Origin of the sequence: Zoogloea dura (assembly GCF_012927165.1) — a bacterium.
Lineage (GTDB): Bacteria > Pseudomonadota > Gammaproteobacteria > Burkholderiales > Rhodocyclaceae > Zoogloea > Zoogloea dura.
This window is the reverse complement of record NZ_JABBGA010000002.1, coordinates 49,149-63,965: the sequence shown is the minus strand read 5'-3', so window position 1 is coordinate 63,965 and position 14,817 is coordinate 49,149. Positions and strand designations below refer to the sequence as shown.

The window sequence follows — 14,817 nt, the reverse complement described above, 5'->3', positions numbered from 1 at the left end:
GGGGGCTCCGCTACAGTGGGCGCCGTCTGCCGCCACCGTTCCGAGCCAGCCCGGCGGCTTCACTGGAGACCCCTCATCATGACAGCACCCTTTCCACCCAGGGAATACGAAGCGGTCGGCGTCGACGGTCTCACCAGGACTTCGGCCAACTGGATGCCCCTGGATCCGGTGCATTTCCTCGAGCACGCGGTGCGTTGCCATCCGGACAAGACGGCGGTCATCCACGGCTACCGGAGGCTGAGCTACCGACAGTTCCACGAGCGCGTCTGCCGCCTTGCCGCGGCCTTGCAGCAGCAGGGTATCTGCCCCGGCGAAACGGTGGCCATCCTGGCACCGAATGTGCCCGCCATGCTCGAGGCGCACTTTGCCGTTCCGATGCTTGGCGCCATCCTCAACCCCATCAACACGCGGCTCGATGCGGAGACCATCGCCTTTCACCTGCAGCATGGCGGGGCCCGCCTGCTTCTGGCGGATACGGAGTACGGTGAGGTGGTCGCCACTGCGCGGGCGCGCCTGGGGCGGGTCCTGCCGGTGGTGGATATTGCCGATCTGCCCACCTGTCCGCGGGTGGGGGAGTGGGAGTACGAGGCCATGCTGGCCGCCGCCGATGTGGCGCAATTTGTGCCCCCGCAGCGGGATGAGTGGCAGGCTGTCAGCCTGCAATACACGTCCGGCACGACGGGGGACCCCAAGGGGGTGGTCTACCACGCCCGGGGTGCCTACCTCAACGCCCTGTCGAACCTCATCGCCTCCCGGCTGGATGCGGACAGCGTCTACCTGTGGACCCTGCCGATGTTCCACTGCAATGGCTGGACCTACCCCTGGGCGGTGACGGCGGCCTGCGGCACGCATGTCTGCCTGCGCCAGCTGGATACGGCGGCGGTCTTCCGCCTGATCGCCGAGGAGAAGGTCACCCACATGCATGGCGCGCCAGTCGTCCTGAACATGCTGATCCACGCTCCGGAGCACCACAAGCGGCGCTTTCAGCACAGCGTGCAGATCGGGGTCGGCGGCGCCGCGCCTCCGTCCACTGTCATTGCGGGCATGGCGGCGATGGGCTTTCGGGTGGTGCATCTGTACGGCACTACCGAGTCCTACGGGCCGGCCACGGTCTGTGCCTGGCAGCCGGCCTGGTCGCGTCTGTCCAGCGAGGAGCGGGCCCGCATGATGGCCCGCCAGGGCGTGCCCATGCTGGCCCAGGGGGCCCTGATGGTGGCGGACCCGGCCACCCTGGAGCCGGTGCCGCAGGACGGCGAGACCATGGGGGAGGTCATGCTCCGGGGCCACGCCATCATGAAAGGCTATCTCGACAACCCGGGGGCCAGCGCCAGGGCTCTGGCGGGGGGCTTCTACCATACCGGGGATCTGGCGGTCTGGCATCCCGACGGCTACATCGAGATCCGCGATCGGGCCAGGGACATCATCATCTCTGGTGGAGAGAATATTTCGTCCCTGGAGGTCGAGGAGGTGCTGTGCCGCCACCCTGACATCCTCGAGGCCGCGGTGGTGGCCGTGGCGGATGTGCGCTGGGGAGAAGTGCCCTGCGCCTTCATCAGCCTCAAGGAGGGGGCCGGCAGGCTGGCGGCCGACGATGTCGTGGCTTTCTGCCGGGCCCGCATGGCCCATTTCAAGGCGCCCCGCCACGTGATCTTCGGCCCCCTCAGCAAGACCGCTACCGGCAAGGTGCAGAAATACCTGCTGCGCCAGCAGGCCCAGACCGTGCTGCAAGCCGGAGCCCGGACATGATGCCGGGGATGACCAGCCCCCAATCGGGCAAGGCCCCCGCCAGGATCGGCTTCTGGCGCAGGTTGGTGGGCCTGGCCGCTCCGCACGCCGGCCCCCGGCGGGCTGTGGGCCGGCGGGCCTGGAGCGGGCTGCGGACCCTGCTGGCGGAGCTGGCGGAGGGCAAGGGTGGCGAATCCCTGGCGCGGGAGCGGGTCGCCCGCCTGATCGGCCACTACACGGCGCTGGACACGCCGGAGCGGCGGCGCTTCTTCACTTTGCTGGAGGCGGATTTCGAGGTGGAGGAGGCGCGGGTCATGGCCTCCATCGAGGCCTACCGGGGCGCTGACGGCCCGGCCAGGGTGCGCAGCCGGGCCTCGCTCCTGCAGAGCCTGGAGAGTCCCCGCCTGCGGATCCTGAGCCAGTTCAAGCTGGTGCCCGAGGGTGTCCATGCCCTGGTGAGCATGCGTGCCGATCTGCTGAAGCTGGCGCCCGAGGGCGCCTTTGCCGGGCTCGATCAGGACTTTCTGCGGGTTTTCTCCGCCTGGTTCGATATTGGCTTCCTGGAGCTCAAGCGGATCGGCTGGAGCTCCCCCGCAGCCCTGCTGGAAAAGTTGATCCGCTACGAGGCCGTGCATGAGATCAAGTCCTGGAGCGATCTGCGCAACCGCCTGGATTCGGACCGGCGCTGCTACGCCTTCTTCCACCCTCGCATGCCCGACGAGCCCCTCATCTTCGTGGAGGTGGCCCTGGTACGGAGCCTGGCGGACAACGTCCAGGCCCTGCTGGACGAGCAGGCCCCCACCCTTGACCCGGCCACGGCGACCACCGCCATCTTCTACTCCATCTCCAATGCCCAGGCGGGCTTGCGTGGAGTGAGCATGGGCGAATGCCTGATCAAGCGGGTGGTGCAGTTGCTGATGCAGGAGTTTCCGCGCCTGCGCCAGTTTGCGACCTTGTCGCCGCTGCCGGGCTTCGGTGCCTGGCTTGACGCCCGGCTGGCCGATGGCGCGGAGTCGCAAAAGTGGCCCGCCGCCCTGGCCGCACAACTGGCCGGGGGGGCGATGCGATCCCCGGCGGAAGCCCTGCGCCATCTCATGCGCCAGATCATCGATGGTGATCGCCCGGAGGACCCGGCCCTGAAGGCCTGGCTGACCCGGGAGTGTGCGGCCTACCTGCTCCGCGAGAAGAAGCGTGCAGAGCCCCTGGACCCGGTCGCCCGCTTCCACTTCTCCAATGGAGCCAGCCTGGGGCGTATCAACTGGCTGGCGGATCCATCCCGGCACGGCGTGCAGCAGTCCTTCGGGCTGATGGTGAATTATCTCTACACCCTGCGCGAGATAGACGCCAATCACCGGGCCTTCGCCGAGACAGGGCGCCTGGCGGCGGCCCCCGAGATCAGCAAGCTCATCGACGGGGTGGCACGGCCTGCCCGTCCGGCATGAATCACCCATAAAGGAGACACAGTGAAAATCGACAAGGACAAGGCCGCCCTGCTGGTGGTGGACATGCAACCCAGAGTGCTGGAGCTCATCCCCGGGCATCAGGAGACGCTCGAGCAATGCCTGCGCCTGATCGGCATGTGCCGGGACCTGGAAGTGCCGGTGCAGTTCACCTCCCATTATCCAAAGGGCATCGGCCCGGTCAGCCCGGTGCTGCTGGAGGCGGTAGCAGCACCGGACGTGGTGGAGAAGTCCTGCTTCTCCTGCGTGGAGGAGGGCGTCCTGGAGGGCCGCCCGGGCATGGCCCGGGAGCAGTGGATCGTGTGCGGCATCGAGGCCCATGCCTGCGTGATGCTCACGGCTCTCGACGGCGTGGCAGCCGGCAAGCAGGTCTTCGTGGTGGCAGACGCCATTGCCGCCCGTGGTGAGGCCGACAAGGCCCTGGCCCTGGAGCGGATGCGTGCGGCCGGCGTGGTGCCAGTGAGCCGCGAGATGGTGTTTTTCGAGTTGCTGCGCCGTGCCGGTACCCCCGACTTCAAGGCCTGCAGCCGCAAATACCTGCAGTGATTTCCCTTTCCCGCATGTGCGCGAAGGTCGCATGCGTTCAACCCAAGGAGCATCCCCTATGAACTACCAACGTATCGGCGTGTTGGGCGCCGGAGCCATGGGCAATGGCATCAGCCAGACCTTTTCGCTGTGCGGACATGACGTGGTGATGGTGGACCTGAGCCCGGCCATTCTCGAGCGCGGGTTGCAGACCATCGGCGCCAGCCTCGACCGTCTGCTCAAGAAGGAGAAGATCACCGGGGCGGACAAGGCCGCCGCCCTGGCCCGCATCCGCACCAGCTGCGACCTGCAGGACCTGGCCGATTGCGATCTGATCATCGAAGCCGCCACCGAGTCCCTGGCCTTGAAGCTGGATCTCTTCGCCAGGCTGGATGCCCTGGCCCGGCCGGAGACCATCCTCGCCACCAATACTTCGTCCATCTCCATCACCCGCCTCGCTGCCGCGACCCGTCGCGCGGAGCGGGTGGTGGGCCTGCACTTCTTCAATCCCGTGCCGCTGATGGCCCTGGTCGAGATCATCCGGGGCCTGCAGACCAGCGATGAGACCTATGTCGCCATGGAGTCCCTCGCCAGGGCCATCGGCAAGACGCCCGTCCAGGTGCGCAACAGCCCGGGCTTCGTGGTCAATCGCATGCTGTGCCCGATGATGAACGAGGCCATCTTTGCCCTCGGCGAGGGGCTGGCCTCTGCTCAGGAGATCGACGAGGCGATGAAGCTGGGTGCCAACCACCCCATTGGTCCGCTGGCCCTGTGCGACATGATCGGCCTGGACGTGGAGCTGGCGGTGATGCAGGTCCTGTTCGAGTCCTTCAAGGATTCCAAGTACCGGCCGGCGCCCCTGCTGGTGGAAATGGTGGAAGCCGGCTACCTGGGCCGCAAGACCGGCCGGGGCTTCTTCCAGTACTGAGGCCACGGATCACGCGCCCTGAAACGCGCCGGGGCCCTCGCGGGGCCCGGATGCAACGCAGCTCGGCTGGACTCAGCCCTGCAGCATCAGCGCGCCGTGCTTGATGGTGTTGTCTTCCGGGTCGTTGGTGAGCACGAAGCCGAGGCTCTGCACGAACTTGAGCATGCGGTCGTTGTTGGACAGGAAGATGCCGGTCATGGCGTGCAGGCCACGGTTGCGGGCGGTTTCGATGAGCACGCCCATCAGGCGGCGGGCCAGGCCGCGGTGCTGCCAGTCTTCGGCCACCACGATGGCGAACTCACAGGTCTCGCCGTCCGGGTTCACCGCGTAGCGGGCGACCCCGATCTCCACCTCGACGCCTTCCTCCTCGATGGTCGCGACGAAGGCCATTTCCCGGTCGTAGTCGATCTGGGTGAGGCGGGCGACCATCGCCGGCGGCAGCTCGCGCATGGTGTTCATGAAGCGCAGGTACTTGGTCTCGGGCGACAGCTTGCGCACGAACTCGACCTCCAGCTCCGCATCCTCGGGCTTGATCGGCCGCACCGTGATCTCGCCTTCCGGCATGGAGATCCGGGTGATGAGATGGGATGGGTAGGGGTGGATCGCCATGTGGTCGTAGCGGTCCGCCGTGGGGGCGATGTTGTCCACCACGATGCGCGCATCCACGGCCACCGCGCCGTGTTCGTCGACGATCAGGGGGTTGATGTCCATCTCCCGGATCCACGGCAGCTCGCAGACCATCTCGGAGATGCGCAGCAGCACGAACTCCAGCGATTCCATGTTGATCGGCGGCATGTTGCGGTATTCGCCGAGCAGGGTGGAGATGCGGGTGGATTTGATCAGGTCCTTGACCAGGTAGTTGTTGAGCGGGGGCAGGGCTACCGCCCGGTCCTTCTGGATCTCCACGTGGGCGCCGCCTTCACCGAAGGTGATCACCGGGCCGAAGACCGGGTCGCGGAAGGCGCCGACCATCAGTTCGCGGCCGTAGGGCTTGATCACCATCGGTTCGATGGCCACGCCGTTGATGATGGCGTCCGGGCGCTTCTTCTTCACCTCTTCCAGGATCTCCTGGTAGGCCGAGCGCACCGCGGCCAGGCCGCGCAGGTTGAGGCGGACGCCGCCCAGTTCGGCCTTGTGGGTGATGGACGGTGAATCGATCTTCATGGCCACCGGCAGGCCGAGCTCTTCGGCCAGCACCATGGCTTCGGTGGCGGAGCGGGCCACCACGGTCTGTGCGATGGGAATGCGGAAGGCCGCCAGCAGGGCCTTGGACTCCATTTCGTTGAGATTCTTGCGACGCTCGGAGAGGGCCGTCTCGATGACCAGCCGGGCGCTTTCGACGGACGGCGGGTTGAGGTCGGAGGAGAGGGAGCTGGGCGTCTGCACCAGCAGCTTCTGGTTGCGGTAATAGGCCGAGATGTGGCCGAACAGCTCCACTGCCGGCTCCGGCGTGCGGAAGGTGGGGATGCCGGCGGCCTCGAAGCGCTTGCGGCCCTCGCGCACCTGTTGCTCGCCCATCCAGCAGGTGAACACCGGCTTGTCGGCGGAGCGCTCGATCTCGACGATGCGCTCGGCCACCTCGGTGGGGCGGGCCATGGCCTGGGGCGTGAGGATGGTCAGCACGCCTTCCACGTTCTCGTCGGAGAGCACGATGTCGAGGGTCTTGGCGTAACGGTCGGGGTCGGCGTCGCCGATGATGTCGATCGGATTGCAGTGGGACCAGTTGGCCGGCAGCACTTCGTTGAGCTTGGCCACGGTGGCGTCGGTCAGCTGGGCCATCGGGATGCGCAGGTCGGCGGCCCGGTCGGCAGCCATCACGCCCGGCCCGCCGCCGTTGGTGATGACGGCCAGGCGGTTGCCGCGGGGGCGGAAGTGCGAGAACAGGGCGTTGGCCGCGGCGAACAGCTGGCCCATGTTGTACAGGCGGATCACCCCGGCGCGGCGCAGGGCGGCGTCGAATACGGCATCTTCGCCGACCATCGCGCCCGAGTGCAGCAGGGCAGCCTGGGAGCCGGCCGGGTGGCGGCCCACCTTGATCAGCAGCACCGGCTTGACCCGGGCCGCGGCGCGCAGCGCGCTGACGAAGCGGCGGGCGTCCTTGATGCCCTCCACGTACAGGAAGATGCTCTCGGTGCGGGAGTCCGACACCATGTATTCGAGGACCTCGCCGAAGTCGATGTCCACCGAGGTGCCCAAAGACACCACCGACGAGAAGCCCACGTTGTTGGGGCGGGCCCAGTCGAGGATGGCAGAACAGAGGGCGCCGGACTGGGAGATCAGGCCGATGGAGCCCTTGATCGCACCGCCGTCGGCGAAGCTGGCGTTGAGGCCCAGCTCCGGGCGCAGCACGCCCAGACAGTTGGGGCCGAGCAGGCGGATGCGGTGGCGGCGGGCGTTTTCATAGGTGTTCTTCTCGAGCATGCGGCCGCGCGGGCCCGAATCCGAGAAGCCCGAGGGCAGCACGATGACCGACTTGGTGCCGGCCCGGCCACAGGCGTCGACAATCGCCGGGACCCGGTCGGCCTTGGTGGTGATCACGGCCAGGTCGAGGCGCTGGGGAATGTCCTCGACGCTCTTGTAACAGGGCACCCCGAGCACGCTTTCGTACTTTGGATTGACGGCGAACAGCTTGCCCTTGAACCCGGCCTCCAGCATGTTGCGGACCAGGATGTTGCCGAGGGCCAACTCCCGTTCGCTGGCGCCGACGATGGCAACCGAGCGGGGCTCGAAGAGGGGGGTGAGGTAATGCTGTTCGTTCATGATGGTGGCTCGTGGTCGCGCTGGTGTGCGGCTATTGTGCTGCCGTTGTCACAGGGTCGGGTTTCCTTGTGGGGTCGCCCGGATTCTACTCCGCGACACGCTTCCCTGTATTAGGGAAAGCTGCTTGTTGTTGCGTCGCACAATGCGCCGTGTGACTTATATCAAGGCTTCTGATTCAAGGTGTTGCGCGGCAGCAACGAAGCGGGGTAGGACGGCTCAGTGGCTGAGGGTGAAATAGAAGCGGGCGCCCTCGTCGGGAGACGACTCGGCCCAGACGCGCCCTTCGTGGCGCTGGATGACCCGCAGCACGGTGGCCAGGCCGATGCCGGTGCCGGCGAACTCGCTGATGCCGTGCAGGCGGTGGAAGGGCAGGAAGAGCTTGGTGGCGAAGTTCATGTCGAAGCCGGCACCGTTGTCCGACACGCAGTACACCACTTGGCGGTCACGCAGCTCGGCGTGGAAGCGGATCGAGGCCACCTCCCGGCGGCTGGTGAACTTCCAGGCGTTGCGCAGCAGGTTGTCCAGCGCCACCCGCATCAGCGCTCGGTCGGCGGCGGCGATCAGGCCGGGTTCTATATGGATGTCCACCCTGCGCTCGGGGTTCTCGAGCTGAAGCTCGCCCAGGATCTGCTCCACCAGCAGGCTGAGGTTGACCTGTTCCCGCTTCATGGTCTGGCGGGTCAGCCGGGCCAGGTCGATCAGGTCGTCGATCAGGCGCGCCATGCGCTGGGTGGCCACCCGGATGCGCTGCAGGTACTCCCTGCCGATCTCGTCCAGGCGGGGTGCGTAGTCCTCGGCGACGATCTGGGCAAAACCGTCGATCGCCCGCAGGGGCGCGCGCAGGTCGTGGGAGACGGAGTAGGAGAAGGCTTCCAGCTCCCGGTTTGATGCCTCCAGCTCGGCGGTGCGCACTCGCACCCGGGCTTCCAGCTCCTGGTTGAGGTTGCGCTGGGTCTGCTCGGCCTCCTTGCGGGCGGTGATGTCGGTCAGGGTGCCCGAGCAGCCCACTGCCCGGTCGTAGGTGTCGCGCAGCGGGCGCAGGGTCGCCTCCGCCCAGCGTGGCCCGCCGGTCTGGGTGCGCAGGCGGAACTCGATCTCGGCGATCTCCTCGTAGCCTTCGCGAACCGCGCGCAGATGGGGGGCCACCCGCCCACGGTCTTCTTCCTCGACGAAATCGAGGAGGTTGTGTCCGATGCTCAGGCGGCCATCAAAACCGGTGGTCTGGTGCCAGGCCCGGTTGAGGAAGGTGATCCGGCCCTCGGCGTCGGTCTGGAAGAGGATCTCCTTCACCGATTCCACCACGTCCCGGTACATCGCCTGGCTTTCCCGCAGGACCTGCTCGGCGTGCAGCCAGCGGGCCACATCGCGCAGCATGTAGATGAGTGCCGGCCCGCCGTCCAGCGTGGTCTTGACGGCGGTGGCCTCGGCCTGGAGCGGCTTGCCGTCGGCGTCCCGGAAGCGCAGGGGCAGGGGCGGCAGGATCGTCTGCGCGTCGTCTGCGATGAAGCCGGCCAGGCGGGCCTGTTCGAGGGCGCGGTCGTCCGGGTCCAGCAGGTCGAGCAGCCCGCGCCCGCCCAGGCCATTGGCGCTGTTTGCCGCGAACAGCCGGCGTGCCGCGGCATTGGCCAGGCGTACCTGGTCGGCCACGCATACCAGGGTGGCTTCCGGTGCATTCTCGAACAGCCCCTGGTAGCCGCTGAGGCCACTGAGGCCGCTCTCCTGGCGGCGCAACGCGTCCTGCAGGGCCGAGCGGTCCTCCAGGACCAGCAGCAGGCTGGCCGGCTGATCGTCCTGGATGGTGATCCGGCGCAGGCTCTCATGGATCTGCAGGGGCTGCCCATCTCCTGAAAGGTATACCGCGTCCCGCTGCAGCTCACTCGTGTCTCCCTGCAGGCAGCGTTCGCGCAGTGCATGCCAGGCGCCGGCCTGCGCCGCGTCCATCAAGGCTTCGAGGGGCTTGTCGTGTAGGGTGCTGGGTGGGCGCCCCAGCAGATCCGCCGCGGTCTGGTTGAACTGCTGGATCTGGCCGTCGGCATTGACCAGCACGATGGCCGCCGGGGCCTGCTCGAAAAGCCGGCGGAACAGCGCCGCCTCGCGCATCAGGCGGCGGCGCATCAGCACGTCGGTGGTCATGTTGCGGGTGGTGCCGCAATAGCCGGCAAACACGCCGCGGCGGTCGAAGACGGGAATCCCGGACTCGCGCAGCCAGACCAGCCGTCCGTGGGCATCGCGGCGGCAGAACTGAAAGTCCGAGAAGGGCTCGGCCTGCTGGAGGCGCGCAATGTGCGAGGCCCAGGGTTCGGCGGTTGGCACCACGCCGGGCAGGTCCCAGCGGTGCCGGCCAAGCGTGTCTTCGGCGGCCAGATCGCCGACCAGCCCGGAGCGGGCGGTGAGGGTGGTGTAGCAGAGGTCGGCGTCCTGCTCCCAGTAGCCGTCCTCGCTGCAGGCGAGCAGGGCATGGATGTGCTCTTCGTTATGCAGCAGTTCGGCGGCCAGGTGGGCTCTCTCGGTGACGTCCCGGCCGACGCCCCGGTAACCCAGGAAGCTGCCCGAGGCGTCGAAGCGCGGTGCGCCGTGCAATTCCAGGTGGCGCAGCTCGCCGTCCGGGCCGCGGCGGGCCAGGCTGAGGCTGAGGGGCGCCCGGCGGGCCAGGGTGTCGAGGACGGTGGGGGCAAAGTCTTCCTGTACGTCCGGCATCACCGTCGCGTGCCAGCTCTGGCCGCTGCGGTTGTCCAGCCCGAGTACGGCGGGCGGCGGGCGGGGCGTGTCTACAAAAAGCAGGTCGGCATCGGTTTCCCACCACCAGTCGCCCGACAGCTCGGCAAACTCCCGCCAGGCCACGGTAGTTTCGGCCGGGAGCTCCGTCGGGGCGGGCGGGGAGACTGTCCGGGGCCGCCGGCGGAGCAGCAGGTGCTGCAGCACGGCGCCTGCGGCGAGGCCACCGAGGCCCCAGGCCAGGTAGGGCAGTTGCTCCAGTGGCGCCCAACCCACCTCTGCTGCATGTGAGGCAGACGCAAGCGCGCTGCCCGCCAGGAACAGGTACGAGGAGGCAGGCCTTGCAGCCCGGGAGAGAAGGAGTCGAACAGGCATCGAGCCCTCATTATCCTTGGAGAGTTCAGCCTTGGTGTGCTGCCATAGGTGGGAAATCATGCGGCTTGCCACGAACCGTGCAAAAAAGTGTTCCGCCCGGATCAACGGCCTACCCAAGAAAAAATTTATCAAAGAGGTTTGACGAGGCCCGGTTGGATAGGTATTATTCGCGCCTCTCGGGGTGTAGCGCAGTCCGGTAGCGCGCTTGCTTTGGGAGCAAGATGTCGGGGGTTCGAATCCCTCCACCCCGACCAAGGCTTTACCCCGATGCCCGCGGCAATCTGCCCGTAGCTCAACTGGATAGAGCACCGGCCTTCTAAGCCGGGGGTTACAGGTTCGATTCCTGTCGGGCAGGCTCAAAATTTGGTATAATTAGTTTTATGGGTTGGCGACGCAAGTCGATGACCTTCAGTGGCGGCATTAGCTCAGTTGGTAGAGCACTGGATTGTGATTCCAGTGGTCACCGGTTCGAACCCGGTATGTCGCCCCAGTAATTCAAGGCTGTGTAGCAGCACACAGCAGGAAAAAGCCCATCTTACAATCAGTAAGGTGGGCTTTTTGCATGTTGGCGGCTCTCCAGGACCTCCCCGATCATGGCAATCGTATCCAGGCTGGCAAGTTCTTTTTCCAAGGTCTATGCCGAGCGCATCGAGCCGCTGGTCTTCTCGTTCAGGTTGGCGAAAAGGTTGGCTGTCTTTGATATTCGGGGAGTGGATGATCTGGATACCGGGGTGCTCATGCACGAAGCCGGGTGCGAGGTGGATCCGGCCTGCGCCCGCCTGGTGAAGCGCTACCGGCGTTACTACGCCCGCTATGCCCGACGGGAGGCGGATGGCGCGCAGATATCGGCGGGAGGTGTGCCGTCCGTTCTGCCGCTTCACCGCTTTGCGGATTTCGGCGCCTACGAGAAAGTCATGCGCAAGAAGTCCGGAAACTTCGTTCGAAGTGCGAAGAAGGCCCGTGAGACGGGCTACACCACTGCCCGGTTCGCCTTCTCAAACCATGTACCCGATATCTGCGAGATCCGGAAATCCAAGGTGTTCAGGGCATTCGGCCCGGTCCTTGACGCGGTATTCCTGACCGAGGACAGCATCGGCGGCCCGCCCGCTGCATTGCAGTCCGTGTCGCCCCTTGCGTGCCCATCCCACTGGGAGGCCTTCCTGGGGGTCTTTGTCGATGCACCGGGGCATCGGCAGGGGGAGGTGGTGGTCGACCGGAAGCTGGTGGCCTACGTGCGCCTGCACCGTGTTGGCAATACCGTGCGCTATGCGGAATTCATGGGGCATGGTGATCACCTGCACGGAGGTGTGATGATGCTCCTGCATATGGACATCATCCGGTGGCTGTTGCGCGCCGATGCGCCCGAGAGCCAGGGGATCCAGTACATCACCTATGGTTGTCTGGAGCAGGGTGGCGAAGGTCTGCTCTTCTGGAAACGCAAGGCCCGGTTCGAACCCATGCTGCTGGCCTTTCCGCAGGAAGGCGGGGCGCGCGAGGTCGTGCCGGATCCCGCCTGAGCGTGTGGCACGGCCAGGTGAGGTGTTGTCAATGGCTGCGCATTTCATCCCCGACCCTGTAAGTCAGGTGAAGTGTGTGAGTTGCTTGAGCGGTAGGCTGTGGTTTGACGGCGGGCTGGCGTGAAATCCGTCGCGGACCTAATCTTCAGAGGCAAGGCAGTCCCACCGCGGGTGGGATCAGGAAGGATGGTCGAGGCCATGGAACAGACACAAACTCGGGGGCCCCTACGCGCCCTGCTGGCCGCCCTGCTTGTGACGGGAGCCGGGCTGGGCTTCAGCGGCCCGGCGCTGGCGGTCTACAAATGTGTGGGGGCGGACGGCAAGGTGACCTACACGGACACGCCCTGCGTCGGGGCGAGCCAGGTCAGCCGGGTCGAGACGCCGCCGCCCCTGACCCCGCGGGAGCAGGCTGCGGCGGAAGACCGGTCGGAACGGCTGATCCATCAGGCCCGTGTGCTGGAATATCGTCAGACCCTCGAGGCCGCCGACCGGCAGCGCCGCTACGAGGCGGAGCGCCAGGCCGAACGCCAGGCTGAACTGAATGCCCAGCGGCAGGCCGAGCTGGAGCTGGAGCGGGACCGGCTTGTTATTGTGCGGCCGGTGCCCATCGTGCCGCGGCGGCCGCCTGTGGCGGTGCAGCCCAGGCCGCCGCGTCCGGAGGTGCCGGAGCGGCAGGTGCAGATGCGCGGCTATCCCTTCCGCTGAGCCTTCCGCTGGGACGGCGTCTTGCCGGCCTGGTTGTCCCGGCTGAGCACCACCACCCGGATGGGTTGATCGGCCAGGCTGGCGGCGTGGGTCAGGGCTTCCATCACGCGTGAGACTTCAGCGGGCTGCAGCCGGTCCAGCACGATCAGGGTGGGGCGGCGGGGCCGCCAGCGGGCCAGCGCAAGCAGCCGCGGTGCGTCCACCGCAGTCAGCCAGCAGTCGTCCCAGGGCGTCCCCGGCCGGCGCGGGGCAAACCACAGCAGCGGGCGCAGCTGCACGCCGATGCGGTAGATCAGCCCGCCCAGGCGGCTGCGTTCATCCAGCTGGTGGTAACCCGCCAGCCGATAGGCAAAGTGCACCAGGGTGTTCTCATGTCTGCCCTCCACGCTGCGGATGGCCAGTGGCAACGGAACCCGCGGGCGCTGCCAGGGCAGCAGGGTGGCACCGTTTCCCGCTCCCGTGCGAGCCCAGGCCGCCAGCTCCAGCTTGAGGCGTTCATCCCCCGGATTGGCATCCGGGCGGCGTGTCAGCGCCTGCAGGGCGGCCGTGTCATAGCGTCTGCGCAGGTGCGGCAGGCGAGGTGCCAGGGCGATGCCGGCCAGCAGCGCCAGGGCCACCCCGGCCTCGCTCAGCATGCGAAGCGGCCTCGCAGTTCGGTCAGATTGAGCTCGGCCAGGATCGCCTCGATGCGCTCCATGGCGTTCTTGCGCGGCTGGCCGGTGTAGCGGGCCACGATCAGCTCGTTCTTCATGGAGTGCTCCCAGCCCACCAGCTCGGTCACCGTCACCTGGTAGCCGTGGGCTTCCAGCTGCAGGCAGCGCAGGGCGTTGGTGAGCTGGCTGCCGAACTCGCGGGTGTGGATCGGATGGCGCCAGATCTCCGACAGGGGCGTCATGCCGAAGCTCGCGTTCTTGTTGTGGCGCATGACCGAAGCCACCTCCGCCTGGCAGCACGGCACCAGCACCACGAAGCGGGCCTGCTTGGCGAAGGCAAACTGGATCGCGTCGTCGGTGGCGGTGTTGCAGGCGTGCAGTGCCGTCACCACGTCGATGCGCTCGGGCAGGGCCTCGGAGCGGGTCGATGCCTCCACGCTCAGGTCCAGGAAGCGCATCCGCGGAAAGGCCAGGCGCTCCGCCAGCTCGCGTGAGCGCTGCACCAGCTCGGCGCGGGTCTCGATGCCGTAGATGGTGCCGGCCGGCTTGTCCTTCAGGAACAGGTCGTAAAGGATGAAGCCCAGGTAGGACTTGCCTGCTCCGTGGTCGGCCAGGCTCAGGTCGCCGGTCTCGGCCAGCACCTCGGCGAGCAGCGGCTCGATGAACTGGTACAGGTGATAGACCTGCTTCAGCTTGCGCCGGCTGTCCTGGTTGAGCTGGCCGTCGCGGGTCAGGATGTGCAGTTCCTTGAGCAGCTCGACGGACTGCCCGGGGCGGATCTCCGGATGGGCCACCGGCCTGGCCTCGCCAGCGGGCTTATTTTTCGCCATGTTCCGGGCCATTGTTCGCGGAAACCGACAGGCCCAGGGCCTTCCAGCCGGCGATGCCCAGCTTGCGCAGGGTCTCCATGTTCCGCTCGTAGATCGTCTCGGCCTCGGGGAAGGCCTCCACCGCCTTGTCGATGCTGGCCTCGCGGATCAGGTGCAGGGTGGGGAAGGGCGAGCGGTTGGTGAAATTGGTGATGTCGTCCGGCTCGGTGCCCTCGAACTGGAAGTCCGGGTGGAAGCTGGCGATCTGGATCACCCCGTCCAGCTCATGCTCGGTGATCGCCTCGTCGGCAATCTCCAGCACATCGTTGAACAGCAGGAAGTCGGGGAACAGGCTCGGATGTACCAGAAGGGTGGTGTCGGTCACTTCCGGATCCACCTCGGCCAGATGGTCCAGCTCCCGGTCCAGGTCTTCCAGGAAACCATCCAGGTGGCGGGCGTCGCTGACGACGATCCGGACCTGGTCCTTCACATACACCGCCTTCGCAAAAGGGCACAGGTTGAGGCCGATGACGGCCTTTTCGAGCCACTCACGGGTGGCGGCGATGACTTCTTCGTGGTTCATGGGGCGGAGTATCCGGCAGAGTTTCCTTCGAGGGCCGACATTTTGCCCTGATAATGGCAGGC

Annotated in this window: 11 protein-coding genes and 3 tRNA genes; 9 read left to right on the top strand and 5 right to left on the bottom strand. The window is 66.8% G+C overall.

Annotated features, from left to right (window positions below):
* The first annotated feature begins 78 nt into the window (after positions 1 to 78).
* Genes HHL15_RS03155 through HHL15_RS03140 form a run of 4 tightly spaced genes read left to right on the top strand, consistent with a single transcriptional unit; the run spans position 79 to position 4,638 of the window.
* Entirely contained in the window at positions 79 to 1,746 is a 1,668-nt protein-coding gene (locus HHL15_RS03155; RefSeq protein ID WP_169144375.1) for an AMP-binding protein, read from the top strand.
* An 8-nt stretch (positions 1,747 to 1,754) separates the two neighbouring features.
* Positions 1,755 to 3,167 carry a malonyl-CoA decarboxylase domain-containing protein gene (locus tag HHL15_RS03150; protein WP_169144374.1) on the top strand — a complete coding sequence of 471 codons (1,413 nt, stop codon included), beginning with the start codon at positions 1,755 to 1,757 and terminating at the stop codon, positions 3,165 to 3,167.
* Between the two features lie 21 nt (positions 3,168 to 3,188).
* The gene (locus tag HHL15_RS03145) at positions 3,189 to 3,731 is read left to right on the top strand and encodes an isochorismatase family protein (RefSeq protein ID WP_169144373.1); all 543 of its coding nucleotides are present in this window, start codon (positions 3,189 to 3,191) and stop codon (positions 3,729 to 3,731) included.
* Between the two features lie 58 nt (positions 3,732 to 3,789).
* Positions 3,790 to 4,638 (top strand): 3-hydroxybutyryl-CoA dehydrogenase, encoded by an 849-nt coding sequence (locus HHL15_RS03140; RefSeq protein ID WP_169144372.1) that lies wholly within the window; start codon positions 3,790 to 3,792, stop codon positions 4,636 to 4,638.
* Positions 4,639 to 4,710: 72 nt separating this feature from the next.
* Here HHL15_RS03140 and HHL15_RS03135 read toward each other — a convergent pair whose 3' ends face one another.
* Both HHL15_RS03135 and HHL15_RS03130 read right to left on the bottom strand, forming a co-directional pair.
* Entirely contained in the window at positions 4,711 to 7,398 is a 2,688-nt protein-coding gene (locus tag HHL15_RS03135) for a bifunctional acetate--CoA ligase family protein/GNAT family N-acetyltransferase (protein WP_169144371.1), read from the bottom strand.
* A 216-nt stretch (positions 7,399 to 7,614) separates the two neighbouring features.
* Positions 7,615 to 10,389, bottom strand: a complete 2,775-nt coding sequence (locus tag HHL15_RS03130) for a PAS domain-containing sensor histidine kinase (RefSeq protein WP_169144370.1) — start codon at positions 10,387 to 10,389, stop codon at positions 7,615 to 7,617.
* Positions 10,390 to 10,665: 276 nt separating this feature from the next.
* Between HHL15_RS03130 and HHL15_RS03125 the strand changes: the two genes are divergently transcribed.
* The 5 genes from HHL15_RS03125 (at position 10,666) to HHL15_RS03105 (ending at position 12,710) form a co-directional block, all read left to right on the top strand.
* Positions 10,666 to 10,742: transfer RNA gene (locus tag HHL15_RS03125), tRNA-Pro, on the top strand.
* A 27-nt stretch (positions 10,743 to 10,769) separates the two neighbouring features.
* A tRNA-Arg gene (locus HHL15_RS03120) sits at positions 10,770 to 10,843 on the top strand.
* Positions 10,844 to 10,902: 59 nt separating this feature from the next.
* Positions 10,903 to 10,978 (top strand) — tRNA-His (locus HHL15_RS03115).
* Positions 10,979 to 11,081: 103 nt separating this feature from the next.
* Positions 11,082 to 12,005, top strand: coding sequence for a hypothetical protein (locus tag HHL15_RS03110; protein WP_169144369.1), 924 nt, complete (start codon positions 11,082 to 11,084; stop codon positions 12,003 to 12,005).
* 198 nt (positions 12,006 to 12,203) lie between these two features.
* On the top strand, positions 12,204 to 12,710 hold the full coding sequence (locus tag HHL15_RS03105; RefSeq protein WP_169144368.1) for a DUF4124 domain-containing protein: 507 nt from the start codon (positions 12,204 to 12,206) through the stop codon (positions 12,708 to 12,710).
* Here the strand turns inward: HHL15_RS03105 and HHL15_RS03100 are convergent.
* The 3 genes from HHL15_RS03100 to HHL15_RS03090 are packed head-to-tail and all read right to left on the bottom strand — an operon-like array spanning position 12,695 to position 14,755.
* Positions 12,695 to 13,345, bottom strand: a complete 651-nt coding sequence (locus tag HHL15_RS03100) for a hypothetical protein (protein ID WP_169144367.1) — start codon at positions 13,343 to 13,345, stop codon at positions 12,695 to 12,697. The genes HHL15_RS03105 and HHL15_RS03100 overlap by 16 nt on opposite strands.
* Positions 13,339 to 14,193 (bottom strand): class I SAM-dependent methyltransferase, encoded by an 855-nt coding sequence (locus tag HHL15_RS03095; RefSeq protein WP_169144366.1) that lies wholly within the window; start codon positions 14,191 to 14,193, stop codon positions 13,339 to 13,341. Before HHL15_RS03095 ends, HHL15_RS03100 begins: the two co-directional genes overlap by 7 nt.
* Entirely contained in the window at positions 14,180 to 14,755 is a 576-nt protein-coding gene (locus HHL15_RS03090) for a DUF1415 domain-containing protein (protein ID WP_169144365.1), read from the bottom strand. The genes HHL15_RS03095 and HHL15_RS03090 overlap by 14 nt, the downstream gene beginning before the upstream one ends.
* Between the last annotated feature and the right edge of the window lie 62 nt (positions 14,756 to 14,817).